Raw genomic sequence first — 19,313 nt, 5'->3', positions numbered from 1 at the left:
CATCCTTTTATTTAAAAACTTCATTACATTCTGCCAAACGGGAGAAACACAATTATGACGGGTACAAGCAAACTGGATCTGGATAGCAATTACCGTTTCTGGCGTCGCCGCCTGATGTTTTCCATGATCATCGGTTATGCCGCTTTTTACCTTACCCGTAAAAGCGTTAATTTTGTGATGCCCGTTATGCAGACGGAACTGTTTTTAGACAAAAGTGATATTGGTTGGATCGCCTCAGCATTTTACCTTGCGTATGGTCTATCCAAGTTTATATCCGGTATTTTCCATGACATTACAGGCTACCGTTGGTTTATGGGTGTTGGCCTCATCATGACAGGGATCCTCAATATCATTTTTGCCTACTGCTTATCGTTCCCTGCGCTGTTAGTCGTTTGGACGTTAAACGGATTTTTCCAAGGCTGGGGTTGGCCACCCTGTGCGCGTATTCTCACTCATTGGTACTCACGTAACGAGCGGGGCTTTTGGTGGGGATTGTGGAATATCTCCATCAATCTTGGGGGAATGGTGCTACCGCTGTTAGCGGCACTGCTGGCGACCCATTACAGTTGGCAAATGGCGCTGATCGTACCGGGAATTATTGGGGTTATTTTAGGATTATGGCTATGCCGCCAGCTCCGAGGTACGCCCAAAGAAGAACATTTACCCACGGTAGGACAGTGGCGACATGATGCATTAGAGTTACGCCAAGAGCAGCTTTCTCCCCCACAATCCATGTGGGTGATTTTAAAACAAACCATTGTGTTTAACCCAATGATTTGGCTGCTCGGTTTCACCTACATTTTGGTTTATCTCATCCGTATTGGGATAAACGATTGGGGAAATTTATGGCTAACCGAAACACACGGAAGCAATTTATTAAGTGCCAATGCCACGTTAGCACTGTTTGAATTAGGTGGTTTATTGGGCGCACTGTGCGCGGGTTGGGGTTCCGACCTCCTGTTTCGAGGGCAACGCGCACCGATGATTTTGCTGTTTTCCTTAGGTCTATTCATTTCTGTGAATGCCTTATGGTTAATACCAATTCATCACTACGGGCTATTAGCTGCATGCTTCTTAGCCAACGGTTTCTTTGTATTTGGACCACAAATGTTAGTCGGTCTAGCTGCTACAGAATATTGTCATAAAAAGGCAGCTGGAACGGTAACAGGTTATCTTGGATTGTACGCTTATCTAGGGGCGGCAATCGCAGGATGGCCGCTCTCTCAAGTGATTGCCAATTATGGTTGGTCAGGGATGTTTACCTTACTCGCCAGTGCAGCCGCTTTGATGGGGCTACTACTGATGCCTCTTTTGATTGCCAATGTCAGCAAAAGAGAGCATTTAGCCGGTGCAGTTTCACCGACACATAATAATAGTTAATCCGAAAACGTGAATAAAGGACTGACAATGAAACTTAAGACTCTCTCTACACTCGTTGCAGCAGGTTTATCCCTTGCCGCTATTACAACCACTGCAAACGCAGCGGGTCGTTTAGTGGTTTACTGTAGTGCGACCAACGCAATGTGCGAAGCGGAAACGCAAGCATTCGCTAAGAAATACGACGTTAAAACCACGTTTGTTCGCAACGGTTCCGGCAGTACGTTAGCGAAAATCGAAGCTGAAAAACGTAACCCACAAGCAGACGTCTGGTATGGCGGAACCTTAGATCCACATTCACAAGCGGGTGAAATGGATCTGCTTGAGCCGTACAAATCCCCTAACCTGTCTCAAATCATGCCGCAATTCCAAGATCCAGCTAAACGTAAAGGTAACTACTCTTCTGCGGTTTACATCGGCATCTTAGGTTTTGGTGTGAATAAAGATCGCTTAAAAGAGAAAGGGTTACCAGTTCCTACTTGCTGGAAAGACCTGACTAAGCCTGAATATAAAGGCGAAATTCAAATCGCGGATCCACAAAGTTCAGGGACTGCCTACACTGCATTGGCGACTTTTGACCAACTGTGGGGCAACGAGCAAGCCTTTGATTACCTGAAAAAACTGAACGCGAACATCTCCCAATATACCAAATCAGGTATTGCCCCAGCACGTAACGCGGCTCGCGGCGAATCTGCTATCGGCATCGGCTTCCTGCATGACTACTCTTTAGAAGTTGAAAATGGTGCGCCATTAGAGTTAATCGCGCCATGTGAAGGTACAGGCTATGAAATCGGCGGGATCAGTATTCTGAAAAACGCACGTAACATGGACAACGCAAAATTGTTCGTGGATTTCGTTCTGTCTAAAGAAGCCCAAGAACTGAGCTGGAAACAAGGTCAATCTTACCAAATCCTGACTAACACCACTGCAGAGTCTTCTCCACTGTCTCTGAAACTCAAAGACTTAAACTTAATCAACTACGATATGGATAAATACGGCGATGCTGAAGTCCGTAAGAATCTAATCAACAAGTGGGTTACTGAAGTTAAAATGAGTAAATAAGATGTTGAGTGCGGCGCCCATCGCCGCACTTTACCTGATTTGCTCACGTAAGACTCGCGAGCTTCGCGATTTAGTGTATTAGCTACTTACTATAAAAAATGATGCCAAATCAAAGAGTGTCTGCGCCACGCAGACGGCTCCAGCTTGGCTCACTCATTAGAACGATAATATTAATTAAGTTTATAATTATTTTCTTTATAAATCATAATATTAAATCAGTGATTAATTAACTCAATAATCATAAGCTTAGGGGAAAAACAATGCCTCAGACCTTAACCCTCACAGCCTCGAAGAAAAAGGACAGTATCTTCCTTTGGATTCTGATAGCGTGGCTGGGCTTCGCTCTGCTACCCTCATGGAGCCTCGACTACGGCTTATTCGACTCAACCCAAGATGAGATCTTAGCTGCGTATGGCTGGAGCAGTGTCAATATTAGTTGGCTATGGTATTTATTGCCTTCTATTTTACTGTTAAGACCCATCACTGCCGCTGATCGCAACCAAAAAACGCGTCACTATATCGACATCGCCGTGGCTGCAATTACCGCCGTTGTCGTCATTATTAGTGCCTATTTGGTAGGCACAGGATTAGGCTACTCCGCCATTACGCTGTTTATTGCATTGGGTATGATAATGACCCATGCCCTCACTCGCTTAGAGTGGCTGGGTGGCGACCAATTTGTGATTGGCTCCCTGATCACCGTTGTCGCACTGATTGCGCTGTTTATCGTATTTCCCAGTGTGGCAATTTTTATTCCGATGTTTACTGATGGGAACGGAGATTTTGCACCATTTGCATTTGTGGCTATTTTAACCCAGTCGCATATTGTTCAGGTCATCATCAACTCCATATTCCTCTCGCTAGCCGTGGGTGTTGGCTGTACCTTCTTTGGTCTGATCCTCGCGATTTATACCACCCGAATTGCTAAGCGTTCTGCGATTATTGGTCGCGTATTCTCGATTTTACCGATTGTGACCCCGCCGTTTGTTGTCGGTTTAGGCGTCACCTTAATGATGGGTCGCTCAGGCTATATTACTGAGTTTTTAGCGACCTATATGGGGCTAGAAAATACTAACTGGTTGTACGGCTTTACTGGGATTTGGCTAGCGCAGGTTCTCGCGTTCACGCCGATGTCCTTTATGATCCTTGATGGTGCGATTAAAACTATCCATCCATCACTGGAAGAAGCGTCATACACCTTACGTGCTAACCGCTACCAGACATTCTTCAACGTGTTTATGCCACTGTTGAAACCTGCACTGGCGAACGCCTTCTTAATCGTGATTGTGCAATCCCTTGCCGACTTCAGTAACCCATTAGTATTAGGGGGTAACTTCGACGTTCTGGCGACGCAAATCTATTTCTATATCACAGGTTCCCAACTGGATTACCAAGCGGCCAGTACGTTAGGTGCTTCCTTACTTGTCTTCTCATTGCTGGTGTTCTGTGTGCAATACATGTGGATTGGTAAACGCTCTTACGTCACCGTTTCCGGTAAATCTTATCGTGGCGATGTGCAACCGCTGCCAGTTTCTCTTGTCGCAACAGTGACAACAATTCTGGGTATTTGGGTAGCGTTTAACGTCTTACTGTACGGCAGCATCTTCTACGGAAGCTTCACTGTGAACTGGGGTGTGGACTACACCTTAACACTGGACAACTTTATCAAACTGTTTGGTCAAGGCATGAATGATGGCGCATGGCCGTCACTGTTAGATACCTTGTTATATGCGGGTATCGCTGCACCAATCACCGCGATTTTGGGTCTGCTTATCGCGTATATTGTGGTTCGCCAAGATTTCCGTGGTAAGAAAACCATCGAATTTACCACCATGTTGTGCTTTGCCGTACCGGGTACTGTGGCTGGGGTTTCTTACATCCTCGCCTTTAACGATACACCGTTCTATTTAACAGGGACGGCGGCAATTGTGATTATCTCCATGACCATGCGTAACGTGCCTGTGGGTATTCGCGCAGGTATCGCGGGATTAGGCCAAATTGACAAGTCGCTAGATGAGGCTTCCCTCAGCTTACGTGCAGGTTCAATGAGGACAATTTTCCACATCTTACTGCCATTATTACGCCCAGCGATTTTGTCGGCACTGATCTATAGCTTTGTCCGTGCTATCACCACCGTGAGCGCCATTGTGTTCTTGGTAACACCAGACACCCGCGTTGCGACGGCGTATATTTTGAACCGCGTTGAAGATGGTGAATACGGTGTGGCAATTGCTTACGGCTCTATTCTGATCGTGGTCATGCTCGCGATTATCTTCTTATTTGACTATTTAATTGGCGAAGCCCGTGTTTCACGTTCCAAAGCCAAAAATGCACAGTAATCATGGAGTCACTGACATGACACAGAAAAGTTTCGTTGAATTAAAAAATATAACTAAGCGCTTTGGCGACAATACGGTCATTGACGATTTAAGTCTTTCCATCCCACAAGGAAGCATGGTCACCCTATTAGGGCCGTCTGGCTGTGGTAAAACCACCGTGCTGCGTTTAGTCGCCGGTTTAGAAAAACCAACGGAAGGACGCATGTTTATCGATGGCGAAGATGTCACCGACCGCTCTATTCAACAGCGCGATATTTGTATGGTTTTCCAATCCTATGCCCTCTTCCCGCATATGTCGTTAGGGGATAACGTAGGCTATGGTTTGAAAATGCTTGGCTTACCAAAGGCTGAAATCAAACAGCGCGTAGAAGAAGCATTAGAGCTGGTAGACTTAGCGGGCTTTGCAGACCGTTTCGTTGACCAAATTTCCGGTGGGCAGCAGCAGCGAGTGGCACTGGCACGTGCTCTGATTTTAAAACCGAAAGTGCTGTTATTTGATGAGCCGCTAAGTAACTTGGATGCTAACTTACGCCGCAGCATGCGTGAAAAAATCCGTGAACTGCAACAGCAATTTAATATTACCTCACTGTACGTGACCCACGACCAGAGCGAAGCTTTTGCGGTTTCGGATATGGTTCTGGTAATGAACAAAGGTAAAATAATGCAGTTAGGTTCACCGCAAGAGCTATACCGCCAGCCTGCTTCCAAATTTATGGCGAGCTTTATGGGTGATGCGAACATTTTCCCAGCCACACTCAGCAGCGATTCCGTGGATATCTTTAATTATCGTTTACCACGCCCTGCGCAGTTTATGACAGATAAAACCCAAGTCACTGTCGGTGTTCGCCCAGAAGCCATCACATTAAGCAAGCAAGGTGAAGATAGCCAACGCTGTACCATCACTCATGTGGCATATATGGGCCCGCAATATGAAGTCACGGTAGATTGGCATGGTCAATCGATGCTATTGCAGATCAACGCAACTCAATTGCAACCGTCTGTGGGTGAAGATCTTTATTTGCAAATCCACCCATACGGGATGTTTATTTTAGAATAAAGGTTTTCTGTTTTAGACTTGTTATTTCAGCCGCCCTATTGGGCGGTTTTTATTTGTCTTTTCATTCATAGTTAAGTGTACAATTAAGTATGGTTATACAATTTAAACGTCCTATCCAACCAAATAAGATAAAAGGTTGAATCTTTCCTATAACCTACCATTGGCTTTTTTGCACAAAACCTAAATGCAATTAGCTCAACATCATCTGTAATATGCGGAGGAATACTCGATTTAATACAACTGCGACTTATTTTTTCAAACCCTAAACCATGCCGAGGTAAACTTTTTATTTCTGCCCACGTTATCTGGCTCAATTTAAATAGCTTATCAGATAAAGCAGCCTTTTCATCTTTCTCACAGCAATCTAAGCAATAACCTTTTTGCAAATATCTTAATGAAAAATTAGGTGGGTTATTTTCAGCAATATAACCTGTAATATTTTTTTGTATTCCTAGATTACCCTCTGATTTATTGCTGGGTTTTATGATCTTCCCATTAAATTTGCTCTTCTGCTTTTTCATGACATATTAATGCACGATTCGAGTCAAAAAAAATTGTTTCATTAAACCAATTGGTATACTGACGGGTTCTTTACCATCTATGTAAGTTTCACGCCAAGGCGCTTCTTGATAGGTCATATCCTTCAGCTTCCATGCAGAAAACTGACCATAAACATGGTAAACCTCCGCTAATAAATCCAGCTGCTCCTGAGTAAATTTACGTTTATCTAAACCGCTAAATGGCAATGGCGTTTGATCATATTTTTTATATTTTTCATATAATTTAGGGATAACTGGACCATACATCCACGCTTCAATATTTTCTTTAAACAACGCTTCATTGAGCAATGCCAGTGAGAATCCCTGCCCGTAATAAACCAATTTTTGGATTTTTAAATTGGACATTAATTCGCCACTTTCTGAATCACAACAAGACAAAAAATAATCAGCAATATCAAAACACGTAAGCATCTAACACTCCATATTAGCTTATTTTTGAATAGCAAAATAATGGAAGTTCATCGTTGAAAATTCAATACTCGTCGTTGTAACTCAAAGAAAAATAATGATTATTTTTCTATTAAAAATCTTCAAGCATAAAAAACACCCTATAAATCAGGCGACTTACAGGGTGTTTAGTTTTTAGCTTTAAATTAAAACAGGTGTTTTAATCTCAGCCTAATTGCTTACGTGCATTACGGAAAATGCGCATCCATGGACTATCTTCACCCCAGTTTTCTGGGTGCCAAGAGTTGCTCACCGTACGGAATACACGCTCAGGGTGCGGCATCATAATAGTCGCGCGACCATCCATTGATGTTACTGCCGTAATCCCATTCACAGAACCGTTCGGGTTCGCTGGGTATTGCTCTGTCACTTGACCGTAGTTATTCACAAAACGCATTGCCACCAGCGCGTTATTTTCTAACTGAGTTAAGTGAGCAGGTGCACGAGTTTCTACTTGACCTTCACCGTGAGAAACCGCAATCGGCATACGCGAACCCGCCATATCTTGCAGCAGTAATGATGGGCTGTTTGCAATTTCCACTAAGCTGAAGCGCGCTTCAAAGCGCTCTGAACGGTTACGTACAAAGCGAGGCCAATACTCAGCACCGGGGATCAGGTCATGCAAGTTAGACATCATCTGGCAACCATTACATACACCTAATGATAAAGTGTCTGGGCGGTTGAAGAAGGAGGCAAACTCATCACGAACACGGTTATTGAACAGAATGGACTTCGCCCAACCTTCACCCGCGCCTAATACGTCACCGTATGAGAAACCACCGCATGCCACTAGCGCTTGGAACTGTTCAAGAGACAAGTTGCCCGCCAGTAAGTCACTCATGTGGACGTCGATAGCATCAAAACCTGCGCGATCCCATGCTGCTGCCATTTCAACGTGGGAGTTAACCCCTTGCTCACGCAGCACAGCCACTTTAGGACGAACGCCTGACGCGATATACGGCGCAGCAATATCCTCTGCGATATCGTAAGTCAGCTTCACATTCAGACCTGGGTCTTGATTGTCTTTCTTCGCTTCGTGCTCTTGGTCTGCGCACTCTTCGTTATCACGCAGGCGCTGCATTTGCCATGTAGTTTCAGCCCAGCACTCACGCAAAGCACTACGGGAACCATTATAAACGACCGTATCACGGCTATTGATGATCACCGCATCGTCATGAGTTGCAGAACCAAGATAGTGAACGCAGCCTGCTAAGCCCGCATCGTTAAAGCATTGCTCTACATATTGACGATCCACACCTTGGATTTGGATCACCGCGCCCAGCTCTTCATTGAACAACGCCGCTAAAGTGTCTTCATCAAATGAACTGATATCCACATTAATACCGCAGTGACCCGCAAATGCCATCTCCACTAACGTGACAAACAGCCCGCCATCAGAGCGGTCATGGTAAGCCAGTAATTTCTGCTCAGATAACAGTTTTTGGATAGTATTAAAGAAACCTAACAACAACGCTGGATCACGGACATCTGGCGCTTTATTACCTAACTGACGGTAAACTTGTGCCAGTGCAGAACCACCAAGCGCATTGTGACCTTGACCAAGGTCGATTAATAACAAGCCGTTATCTGCCGTAGTTTTCAGTTCTGGCGTAACCGTTAGACGAACATCTTCAACTCGACCAAATGCACTGATAATCAATGATAATGGCGACGTCATTTCACGTTCTTCACCATTTTGCTGCCAACGAGTCTTCATTGACATTGAGTCTTTACCCACTGGGATTGTTAAACCTAATGCTGGACACAGCTCCTCACCAACCGCTTTAACCGCTTCGTACAGACCTGCGTCTTCCCCTGGGTGACCCGCAGCAGACATCCAGTTAGCAGACAGCTTCACGCGCTTAAGGTCTTGCACATAAGAACAAGCTAAGTTAGTCAGTGCTTCACCCACAGCCATACGCGCAGAAGCGGCAAAATCCAACAGTGCCACTGGCGTTCTTTCGCCAATAGACATTGATTCACCATAATAGCTATCCAAACTTGCGGTTGTCACCGCGCAGTCAGCGACTGGGATCTGCCATGGACCAACCATTTGGTCACGTGCAACCATACCCGTCACAGTACGGTCACCGATAGTGATTAAGAAGGTTTTTTCTGCCACAGCCGGTAAATGCAGAACACGCTTAACAGCTTCCGTTAAATCGATAGCGGTTCTATCCAGTGATTCAGGCTCGGCTTTCAGTGTCGTCACATCACGCAGCATTTTTGGCGTTTTGCCCAGCAATACATCCAGTGGCATGTCGATAGGCTGGTTGTCAAAGTGCTCATCATTAAGGGTTAAATGACGCTCTTCCGTTGCTTCACCGATCACAGCAAACGGTGCGCGTTCGCGCTCACAAATCTCTGTGAATAAGGCTAATTGCTCTGGCGCAACTGCCATCACATAGCGCTCTTGGGATTCGTTGCACCACACTTCCAATGGGCTCATTCCCGGCTCATCATTCAGAATTTTACGCAGTTCAAAGCGACCACCACGACCGCCATCGCTCACCAATTCAGGCATTGCGTTGGATAAACCACCCGCGCCAACATCATGGATAAACAGAATTGGGTTTTTATCGCCTAGCTGCCAACATTTGTCGATCACTTCTTGGCAACGACGCTCCATTTCGGCGTTGTCACGTTGAACAGAAGCAAAATCAAGATCCGCCGCAGATTGACCGGATGTCATTGATGATGCAGCCCCACCGCCTAGACCGATATTCATCGAAGGACCACCGAGAACGATTAGCTTAGCGCCAACAGTAATTTCGCCTTTTTGAACGTGATCTGCACGGATGTTACCAATACCGCCTGCTAACATAATTGGCTTATGGTAACCGCGTAATTCTTCACCATTATGGCTATTGACTTTCTCTTCATAGGTACGGAAATAACCTAATAAAGCAGGACGCCCAAATTCGTTGTTAAATGCCGCGCCGCCTAAAGGACCTTCCGTCATAATATCGAGTGCGGTCACAATACGCTCTGGCTTGCCAAAATCTTCTTCCCAAGGTTGTTCAAAACCCGGAATACGTAAGTTGGAAACGGAGAAGCCGACTAAACCTGCTTTTGGTTTTGCACCACGACCTGTTGCGCCTTCATCACGAATTTCACCACCAGAACCGGTTGCAGCTCCCGGCCATGGAGAAATTGCCGTTGGGTGGTTGTGAGTTTCCACTTTCATCAAAATATGTGCATCTTCTTGATGGTAACGATAAGTACGTCCATCTGGCTCAGGGAAGAAACGACCTACTGAAGAGCCTTCCATTACTGCCGCATTATCTTTATAGGCAGACAGAACGTGATCTGGCGTTTTTTCGAAAGTATTTTTGATCATTTTAAACAGGGATTTTGGCTGTGTTTCCCCATCAATAATCCAATCCGCATTGAAAATTTTATGGCGGCAATGCTCTGAGTTTGCTTGCGCAAACATATACAGCTCAACATCCGTTGGGTTACGTTTTAACCCTGTGAATGCCTCTAATAGATAATCAATTTCATCGTCGGCTAACGCTAAGCCCATCTCTTTGTTAGCAGTATCGAGTGCTTGGCGTCCGCCTGCGATAATATCAATCACTTTCATTGGGGCTGGCTGCTGCTGAACAAATAGCGCTTCGGCTTGTTCAAAAGAGGCAAAAACCGTTTCCATCATACGGTCATGCAACAGACTGATGACCAGATCCCACTGCTCGCTTGTCAGTGAGTCGGCTTGAATATAATAGGCAACACCGCGTTCAATACGTTTAACCTGTGTTAAGCCACAGTTATGCGCGATATCCGTTGCTTTAGAAGACCAAGGAGAGATAGTTCCTGGGCGTGGGGTGACTAAAATCAGTTTTCCAAATGGCTCATGCTCTGCCAGAGAAGGACCATATTTTAACAAACTACTCAGTTTACCTTGCTCACTGCCACTTAATGGGGCTGATAGCTCAGCAAAATGCATATATTCAGCATAGATATCCGTTACAGGGAGCTGTTTTTCAGCAAACAGCGCCAAAAGGCGGGTAATACGAAATGCTGATAGTGCCGGTGAGCCACGCAAAATTTCCATAGTCTTAAATTCTCTCTTTTAAACGCCAGCCCTGAACATGAAAGCAGGGAAACCGGAGTCCATTATAGAGCAATGTTCATCAATACGAAACCGTTTGCGTGACTAAAAATAGAGCGATTAGTTAAATATTATTATGTGCTAAATACGATAATATTAGTTGCACCGATCATCATTGTTAGAGCAAAATACGAAACCACTGGATTTATAACCATGATTAAACAGTTTTTATTAAGCGCACAACACCAGTTCCCTACACGAGAAATAATTATTTGAATAACCTAAAAGTTAACTATTTTATTATCGTGGTCATCGCCTTACTTGCTACCATGATCATTGGCTTCAATGTCCGATGGCCGAATACGCAAAACACCCTAGTCGATAAAATTATCTCTCGAGGGGAATTACGTATTAGCGCAGTAAATTCGCCACTTATCTATATTAATGAGCAACATCAGCTACGTGGCTTCGACTACGAGCTAGCTCAAGGCTTTGCCACGTACCTAGGTGTTAAACTAAAAATCATTATCCGCCCCACTATCGAGCAAATTTTTGATGATATCGACAACAATGATGCTGATATTGCTATGGCAGGATTGCTGTATAACAAAGACCGTTTAGACACGATGAAAGCTGGTCCAAGCTATTTAAACGTGACTCAGCAATTGGTTTATCGTAAAGGGAAACTTCGTCCAAAAACCTTCAATGACGTGAAAGGGAAACTGGTTGTTATCACTGGGAGTACTCACGCCAGCACATTAAAAGCACTTTCGACGCAATACCCTAATCTTAAGTGGGAAGAAAGCAGCGACTATACACCAAGCCAGTTATTAGAAATGGTGGCCGAAGGTGAAATTGACTATACCCTTGAGGATTCTATCGCAATCTCTTTACAACAACGTATTCACCCGAAAGTCGCTGTCGCATTTGACTTACGCGATGACCATGCCATCACATGGTATATGAGCCGCAAACATGACTATAGCCTAGATGCCGCTCTGCTCGACTTTTTTAATATCAGTAATCAAAATGACTCACTCGCCCGCTTGACCGAGAAACATTTTAGTCACGTAGAATCCTTTGATTATTTTGATACGATTACATTTATTAGTGCCATTAACAATAAATTACCTGATTATCAGCATTTATTTGAAAAATATGCGGATACTGTCGAGACCGTCGATTGGAAATTATTGGCAGCTATCGCTTGGCAAGAGTCCCACTGGGATCCCCTTGCAACCTCCCCTACTGGTGTTCGTGGGATCATGATGCTTACCAAACCAACTGCGGCAACGATGGGAATTGAAGATAGATTAGACCCTGAAGGAAGCATCAAAGGTGGGGCAGCATATTTGTCGTACATCATGAAACGCTTACCCGACTCTATCGCTGAAGATGACCGTATTTGGTTTACCCTTGCAGCCTATAATATGGGCTATGGGCATATGCTGGATGTGCGTAAATTAACGCAAAAGCTGGGTGGCAACCCTGACCGTTGGCTTGATGTTAAAGCGAATTTGCCCCTGTTAACACAACCAAAATATTATTCTCAGCTCACGTATGGCTATGCTCGAGGACACGAGGCTTATCGTTATGTGGAAAATATTCGCCGCTATCATCAAAGCTTAGTGGGTTATTTGCAGAGTCAGGAGAAAAAACAGAAAACCTTAGAGATTGCGAAGAAATCTCACGTTTATGTCGTGGTACCCAATGAGAATACTCAGCTCTCATCTTATGTGATGCCTGATATGGTGCCAGCCAAATTGGAGGTCGCGCCAAAAGCGTCAGCTAATTTAGGTGTGTTTTATGCCAGTGAAAATAGTCGTGCACAAAATCACTCCCTAGGGAAATATATTCTAGCAAAACCAACACGCTCGAGTTCCATCGATAATGGCGTAGTCCTACAAAGGGAACCACCGATTGATGACTAGTTCTCGGGGTTTTGAGCCTGTTTTTCTTGGCGTCTCTGTTCTTTAATTTGTGCTCTGCGCATTCTAAAAAATTCGCTGAGCATGGATGAGCAAGTTTCTTCAAGTACACCACTCGTCACTTCAACATAGTGATTTAAACCTGGCTGCGACATGATATTCATGAAGGAGCCACACGCTCCCGTTTTAAAATCTTTCGCACCATATACGACCCGACCGATGCGGCTATGGATCATCGCTCCAGCACACATAATGCAAGGTTCTAAAGTGACATACAGTGTTGTGTCTAATAAGCGGTAATTCTGTAGCGCGGTGCCCGCTTTTTGTAAGGTAACAATTTCAGCATGGGCGGTAGGGTCGTGGTTTTCAATGGAGTGGTTCCAGCCTTCTGCCACTAGTTGGTTATCTTTGACCAGTAACGCACCCACAGGGATCTCCCCGGCATCTTGAGCTTTTATTGCTAGCTCAAGGGCTTGAGCCATCCAATACTCATCGATTTCTAATTGCGTCACTCTAGCCTCTCATTCATCCACACTCGAAAAGTTGATTATTACGAAATGTTAAAGTGACTGCAAATTGAATCTGATATTAATCAATAACTAATTACTAAAAATGGCAAGTTTCGCAGCGAACCCCATAAAGAATGCACCTACAGTACAATTTCCCAGTTTCGCCAGAATCTGCTTTTCCCGTAAAAAGCGGGCTATCAAGTAGCCACTGAATATCAATAAGCTTAGATACAAGAAGCTAACCGTTTCTAAGATAACTGCTAATACCATGTACGGAACCCAAGCATGGCTATAATTGAAGTCAATAAATTGAATAAAGAACGAAATATAGAACAAAATCGCTTTCGGGTTCGTTAAGCTAAGTACCAAAGCTCGAGTAAAGTAATTTTCTTTTCTTACTTCAATCTGCTCTACCCCTGCTGATAACGGTTTTTTCTGCCAAAAGGTTGCATATAGGATTTTGCATCCTAAGTACAAAAGATAAGCCGCCCCTAAGTATCTTACGATAGTAAACAGTGTTGGAGAGGCTTTGATGACCGAGGCAACACCAATGAATGAAAGAAAAATCAGTATTGCATCCCCCGTGAAAACACCGATTGCGGCACGATATCCCGCTTTAGTCCCATGTGAAGTACTTGATTTTAATACATACAGTGAGTTTGGACCGGGTACAATGATGATAAGCACCAATCCCGCTAAGTAAGTCCAGAAATTCAATACCCCTAGATTTTCAAACATGACCACTTCCTAATTGTTTTTTCTTATTACTATCACAGTTAAGAACCATTGTGAATATTCTACTTTTATTAATTTTTAAATCATTTGAATATATAAAACAAACTAATAAATAACATTATTTTTAAAATCTCTTTCATTAAATATGATTAACCCGCACTTCAGTTTTCATAATTTAAATAAGAGGAATAAACATGGCTTTTATTAAAAGAACCGTGCAATCAAGTATCTTTGAAGAATTTTATCCAACAACGCTCGCATTCAGTGCTGCTAAGAAAAATTACTTCTTAGGGCATTCAAAAGATAAATCTTACATGATCTACAACATGAAAGACGTAGGAACAATCGAACCTACTGTCGTTGTACAAAAAGGTAAATTAAAAACCTACCTGCAAAATATTCAAGCCTTCTACGATCCAACACAGAACAAGCAATATCTGTACGGTTATAATCTCGATGAGAAAGTTATTGATGTTTATCAAGTCACCGATAATGCCAGTATCGTGCTGATGTACTCTGAGGAGTTCACCGTTGAAGACTCGGTTAAATCAGCGACCTTCTTCATCGTTAATGGCGTACTGTGCTTCTATACGCAATCTGATAAAACTAAGAACTGGTATATCTATAACTTAATTAATTATTAATTTAATATTTTCTATTAATTTTTAATTGCCTTACCCAATAAGAGCTTAAATTTAAGCTCTTATTTTATTTTTATAAATAAAATCATCTTTATATTATTAATTCCGCTTTACTTATAGACCATCCACTTTGAATCACACTTAAAACTCTTGATTATTCTGCTTGTTCATTACTATTTTTTTGCTAAGTATATTCGTTCACTCACACACAATTCAGTGTCTAATTGATTTACTTCAGTGTAAAATGGCGTTCGAAAACGTATACTACTGGTTTGAATCTGATATAACTAATTGAAATGGCACTATTAATTACTAAAAAATGCATTAACTGCGATATGTGTGAACCCGAATGCCCAAATGATGCAATTTTCATGGGGTCGGAAATCTATGAAATAGATTCTAACCTGTGTACTGAATGCGTTGGGCACTATGATAAACCTACTTGCCAGTCAGTTTGCCCCATAACGAATACGATTATTACAGACCCTGAACATGTTGAATCCCAAGAACAACTCTGGGATAAGTTTGTCATGATCCATCACGCCGATAAAATCTAATTTCGCCAATACGCTGAATACATTTGTTAAAGTGACGATGGCTCAGCTCTGCGATATTCAATTTTTGTTTTACTAAAAACATCCATCCGTTGAAGCACACTTTCATTAAAGTACTATTTCATTAAAGTACTATTTCATTAAAGTACTATTTCATTAAAGTACTATTTCATTGAAACATTGCCGACCGAAAACAAGTCGGCAATGAGTAATGCCTACAGACTTTCAATAATCACTGTTGCAGCCGCATAGTGCCGCTCATCAGTAATCGAAACATGAAAATGCGTGGCTTTTAAATTATTGGCTAGTTTTAACGCCTCACCACTCAGTGAAAGTAACGGTTTACCTAGCTCATCGTTTGTGATTTCAAACTGATTAAAAGCCAAACCATTACGGATCCCCGTACCTAATGCCTTAGCCGCCGCCTCTTTCACTGCAAATCGCTTAGCAAGAAAACGCGCAGGCTTAGCTTGTTGCTGATATTGTACATATTCATGTTCTGTTAAAATACGCTTCGCTAAGCTGTCAGCGGAGCGCTCAATGACAGATTCAATACGCGTAATCTCAACAATATCTGTACCTAAACCTACAATAGCCATTATTTACGCGCTTCTGTGAGTAAGTTTTTCATGTCTGATACAGCTTGAGCTAGACCGCTAAACAGAGCTCGGCCAATAATCGCGTGCCCGATATTCAGTTCATAAATTTCAGGCAGTGCTGCGATACGTTGAACATTATGGTAAGTCAATCCATGTCCCGCATTCACTTTAATGCCTTTACCCGCGGCATAGCTTACGCCATCACGAATACGACGAAATTCAAGCTCTTGCTCTTGTTCAGTTTTAGCATCCGCGTATGCGCCTGTGTGAATTTCAATAAATGGTGCCCCACACTCTTGAGCCGCATCAATTTGTTCATGATCCGCATCGATAAATAAAGAGACTAAAATACCCGCTTCGGTCAATCGTTTTACTGCGGATGCGACTTTTTGTTTTTGCCCTGCAACATCAAGCCCACCTTCAGTAGTCACCTCTTCACGCTTTTCAGGAACTAAGCAGCAATAAGTCGGCTTAATACGACAAGCAATGTCAATCATCTCTTCTGTGACTGCCATTTCAAGGTTCATGCGCGTTTGAATGGTTTGGTTGAGCAGTTCAACGTCTCTATCGGTAATATGGCGGCGATCTTCACGTAAGTGAATAGTGATCCCGTCAGCTCCAGCTTGCTCAGCAACAAATGCTGCTTGAACAGGGTCAGGATATTGTGTTCCTCTTGCATTTCTAACAGTTGCAATGTGGTCAATGTTAACGCCCAATAACAGCTCAGCCATGTTTAACTCCCTATGAATAAACAGTCACTTATTTCTTGTCTGCCATATCCTACTGCAATTTATCGTATTGGGGGAAAAAATATCTCGTTCTTCCTCGCGGATTCCAAAGCAATAATAATATTTCATCAATTACATTCATGTTTTGGGAAGCGCCTCGAAGAAAATGGATAGGACGAAAACTTTGTCTAGATTGCCTGTAGTTTTGCGGTTACAACAGTCCGCAGTTGGAAAGGTATATAGTTGGAAATGCTCGCAGTAATAACAAATAGAAAAAATCGCGTCATAAAACAAAATCAATTAATTGTTATGACTTCGCCATATTCTGAGAAGGGATAATAAATTGCCTGAAGAGTTCACGGCTTTTAAGGGGTTTACCGCCAAGATAAGGTTTCAGTGCCATGCGGGTAAACCGTTTAGCGGCTTTTAAGGTGTCCGCATCTGGGAATTCGCGTTCGGCTAACGCTCTTAATTGCTTACCCGTGAATGTGAGTTGGTCAACAATTAGGCTGCCAATAAACCCTTTTTCTTCACGGTAACGGTAGGTCATGGTGTCTGAAACTGGCTCACCACTGCCCGCACAATGTAAAAAATCTACGCCGTAACCGAGATAAGACAGCAAAGCGAGCTCGAACTGGCGTAAAGCAGATTCAGGCGTGCGTTCACTCCCGGCTAAAACTTGCAAGCAATTGAGGTAATCAAAAAATAGAGATGAATACGGTGTGCCAAACTCAATAACCCGAGCGGTAAGTTCATTAAGGTATAAACCGCTATATAAAACAGTACCACTAAGAGGGAGAGCAAGAGAGACAGGATCAGCATTGATGAGGGTTTTGATTTCACCTTTGCCACTCCAACGGATCAACAAAGGTGTAAAAGGCTGCAAGCAGCCTCTTAATGGTGAGCGGTTGCGTCTCGCACCCTTTGCTAGCAAACGAATTTTTCCTTCCCCTTCCGTGAAAAAGTCAATCAATAGACTCGTTTCACTGTAAGGACGGGAATGGAGCACAAACGCGCGTTGCCAACCACTCACGATGTCACCGATTATTTTAAATCGTCAACATAGCCCAGACTGCGCAGTGCCCTTTCGTCATCTGCCCAACCGGATTTAACTTTAACCCAAAGCTCTAAGTGAACTTTAGTTTCAAACAGACGTTCCATATCAATACGAGCTTCGGTACCAATGGTTTTCAGCTTGCTACCTTTATTACCGATAACCATTTTTTTCTGACCTTCACGCTCAACTAAGATCAGTCCGTTGATATGGTAGCCACCCTTATCCATCTCTTTAAACTGTTCAATTTCAACAGTCACTGAGTATGGTAGCTCGTCACCTAAGAAACGCATCAGTTTTTCACGAATAATTTCAGAGGCCATAAAACGCTGAGAGCGATCTGTAATATAGTCTTCAGGGAAGTGGTGAATAGCTTCAGGGATGTGCTGCTTGACAATCTTCGCGATGGTATCAACGCCAGTGCCTTTTTCTGCACTGATTGGCACCACGTCCAAGAAATTCATTTTTTGGCTGATCATACCGATGTGTGGCAGTAAGCTGGTTTTATCCACCACATTATCAATTTTGTTGATCGCCAAAATGACTGGGCAACGCAAGCTAGATAGCTTGTTCAGCACCATTTCATCATCAGGTGTCCAATGGGTACCTTCAACCACAAAAATAACCAATTCAACATCGCCAATAGAGCTGGATGCTGCGCGGTTCATCAAACGGTTAATTGCTCTTTTTTCTTCAATATGAAGACCTGGGGTATCAACATAGATAATTTGGTAATTATCTTCTGTATGGATCCCCATAATACGGTGGCGAGTTGTCTGCGGCTTTCTCGATGTGATCGAGACTTTTTGCCCCAGTAACTGATTTAACAGTGTTGATTTCCCAACATTTGGTCGTCCAACTATGGCAACAAAACCACAGTGGGATTGTAATTCACTCATTCAATCTCCAAGATTTTCAATGCTTGTTCTGCTGCGGCTTGCTCCGCTTTACGACGGCTTGAACCTATGCCGTTAATCGGCTCTTCAATGCCGCTCACTTGGCAATGGATCGTAAATTCTTGATCATGAGCTTCACCTTTCACATGTACCACTAAATAGTTTGGTAGTGGAAGATGACGCCCTTGCAGATATTCTTGTAGCCGCGTTTTCGGGTCTTTTTGTTTATCACCCGGACTAATTTCATCCAATCTTACTTTGTACCATGCCAGAATGATCTGTTCGATAGTTTGAATATTACTATCAAGGAAAATCCCGCCAATTAAGGCTTCAACGGTATCAGCTAAGATTGATTCTCGGCGGAAACCGCCACTTTTTAATTCACCCGGGCCTAAACGTAAACATTCACCGAGTTCAAATTCACGGGCAATTTCTGCCAGTGTATTTCCACGCACTAACGTTGCGCGCATACGGCTCATATCACCTTCATCCACTTTAGGGAAACGATGATAGAGATCGTTAGCAATCACAAAACTGAGAATTGAATCACCCAAAAACTCCAGTCTTTCATTATGTTTGCTGCTAGCACTTCTATGAGTTAATGCCTGAATTAATAAATCATTTTGCTGGAATGTATATCCCAGCTTACGCTGTAATTTTTCTAACAAAGAGGGGTTCATGTGCGCCCAACCATTCTACGTTTAATAAAAAAGCACACGCAACAGACCTGTAAAATCAGCTATTTTACAAAACTGTTGCGTTTGCACTGACTTCCT

The 19,313-nt window shown here is 43.2% G+C and carries 17 protein-coding genes; 7 read left to right on the top strand and 10 right to left on the bottom strand.

Going from position 1 to position 19,313, the window contains the following annotated elements:
• Positions 1-54 precede the first annotated feature (54 nt).
• The 4 genes from uhpC (at position 55) to fbpC (ending at position 5,835) form a co-directional block, all read left to right on the top strand.
• Entirely contained in the window at positions 55-1,380 is a 1,326-nt protein-coding gene (uhpC, locus tag PR799_RS06750) for an MFS transporter family glucose-6-phosphate receptor UhpC (RefSeq protein ID WP_272521558.1), read from the top strand.
• Between the two features lie 27 nt (positions 1,381-1,407).
• Positions 1,408-2,439: an ABC transporter substrate-binding protein gene (locus PR799_RS06745; protein WP_154628982.1), complete on the top strand. Its 1,032-nt coding sequence runs from the start codon at positions 1,408-1,410 to the stop codon at positions 2,437-2,439.
• A 260-nt stretch (positions 2,440-2,699) separates the two neighbouring features.
• Entirely contained in the window at positions 2,700-4,778 is a 2,079-nt protein-coding gene (locus PR799_RS06740; protein WP_272521557.1) for an ABC transporter permease, read from the top strand.
• Between the two features lie 16 nt (positions 4,779-4,794).
• Positions 4,795-5,835 (top strand): ferric ABC transporter ATP-binding protein, encoded by a 1,041-nt coding sequence (gene fbpC / locus PR799_RS06735; RefSeq protein WP_272521556.1) that lies wholly within the window; start codon positions 4,795-4,797, stop codon positions 5,833-5,835.
• A gap of 83 nt (positions 5,836-5,918) precedes the next feature.
• Here fbpC and PR799_RS06730 read toward each other — a convergent pair whose 3' ends face one another.
• From PR799_RS06730 to purL, 3 genes are all read right to left on the bottom strand, one after another.
• Positions 5,919-6,356 (bottom strand): hypothetical protein, encoded by a 438-nt coding sequence (locus PR799_RS06730; protein WP_154628985.1) that lies wholly within the window; start codon positions 6,354-6,356, stop codon positions 5,919-5,921.
• A 6-nt stretch (positions 6,357-6,362) separates the two neighbouring features.
• On the bottom strand, positions 6,363-6,740 hold the full coding sequence (locus PR799_RS06725; protein WP_230088712.1) for a Panacea domain-containing protein: 378 nt from the start codon (positions 6,738-6,740) through the stop codon (positions 6,363-6,365).
• 268 nt (positions 6,741-7,008) lie between these two features.
• Entirely contained in the window at positions 7,009-10,896 is a 3,888-nt protein-coding gene (gene purL, locus PR799_RS06720) for a phosphoribosylformylglycinamidine synthase (RefSeq protein WP_272521555.1), read from the bottom strand.
• A gap of 269 nt (positions 10,897-11,165) precedes the next feature.
• Here purL and mltF point away from each other — a divergent pair, with 269 nt between their 5' ends.
• Positions 11,166-12,824 (top strand): membrane-bound lytic murein transglycosylase MltF, encoded by a 1,659-nt coding sequence (gene mltF, locus PR799_RS06715; protein WP_272521554.1) that lies wholly within the window; start codon positions 11,166-11,168, stop codon positions 12,822-12,824.
• Here mltF and tadA read toward each other — a convergent pair.
• Together tadA and leuE are read right to left on the bottom strand one after the other, a co-directional pair.
• Positions 12,821-13,333: a tRNA adenosine(34) deaminase TadA gene (tadA, locus tag PR799_RS06710; RefSeq protein WP_181477343.1), complete on the bottom strand. Its 513-nt coding sequence runs from the start codon at positions 13,331-13,333 to the stop codon at positions 12,821-12,823. The two genes, mltF and tadA, sit on opposite strands and share 4 nt — an antisense overlap.
• A gap of 87 nt (positions 13,334-13,420) precedes the next feature.
• Positions 13,421-14,068, bottom strand: coding sequence for a leucine efflux protein LeuE (leuE, locus tag PR799_RS06705; RefSeq protein WP_154628989.1), 648 nt, complete (start codon positions 14,066-14,068; stop codon positions 13,421-13,423).
• A 191-nt stretch (positions 14,069-14,259) separates the two neighbouring features.
• On the opposite strand from leuE, the gene PR799_RS06700 reads away from it, so the two are divergent.
• Positions 14,260-14,709 carry an XRE family transcriptional regulator gene (locus tag PR799_RS06700; protein ID WP_272521553.1) on the top strand — a complete coding sequence of 150 codons (450 nt, stop codon included), beginning with the start codon at positions 14,260-14,262 and terminating at the stop codon, positions 14,707-14,709.
• A gap of 293 nt (positions 14,710-15,002) precedes the next feature.
• Entirely contained in the window at positions 15,003-15,263 is a 261-nt protein-coding gene (locus tag PR799_RS06695) for a YfhL family 4Fe-4S dicluster ferredoxin (RefSeq protein ID WP_154602652.1), read from the top strand.
• 212 nt (positions 15,264-15,475) lie between these two features.
• Here PR799_RS06695 and acpS read toward each other — a convergent pair whose 3' ends face one another.
• From acpS to rnc, 5 genes are all read right to left on the bottom strand, one after another.
• Positions 15,476-15,859 carry a holo-ACP synthase gene (acpS, locus tag PR799_RS06690; protein ID WP_154628991.1) on the bottom strand — a complete coding sequence of 128 codons (384 nt, stop codon included), beginning with the start codon at positions 15,857-15,859 and terminating at the stop codon, positions 15,476-15,478.
• On the bottom strand, positions 15,859-16,590 hold the full coding sequence (pdxJ, locus tag PR799_RS06685) for a pyridoxine 5'-phosphate synthase (protein WP_272521552.1): 732 nt from the start codon (positions 16,588-16,590) through the stop codon (positions 15,859-15,861). Before pdxJ ends, acpS begins: the two co-directional genes overlap by 1 nt.
• Positions 16,591-16,894: 304 nt before the next feature.
• Complete coding sequence (gene recO / locus PR799_RS06680; protein WP_181477344.1) at positions 16,895-17,620, bottom strand: DNA repair protein RecO; 726 nt, start codon at positions 17,618-17,620, stop codon at positions 16,895-16,897.
• Positions 17,621-17,631: 11 nt separating this feature from the next.
• Entirely contained in the window at positions 17,632-18,540 is a 909-nt protein-coding gene (gene era, locus PR799_RS06675) for a GTPase Era (protein ID WP_036949437.1), read from the bottom strand.
• Positions 18,537-19,217: a ribonuclease III gene (gene rnc, locus PR799_RS06670; protein ID WP_154602649.1), complete on the bottom strand. Its 681-nt coding sequence runs from the start codon at positions 19,215-19,217 to the stop codon at positions 18,537-18,539. The genes era and rnc overlap by 4 nt, the downstream gene beginning before the upstream one ends.
• Positions 19,218-19,313 lie beyond the last annotated feature (96 nt).

This window comes from Providencia sp. PROV202 (assembly GCF_028479565.1).
Lineage (GTDB): Bacteria > Pseudomonadota > Gammaproteobacteria > Enterobacterales > Enterobacteriaceae > Providencia > Providencia zhijiangensis.
This window is presented reverse-complemented; position numbering and strand designations above follow the sequence as displayed.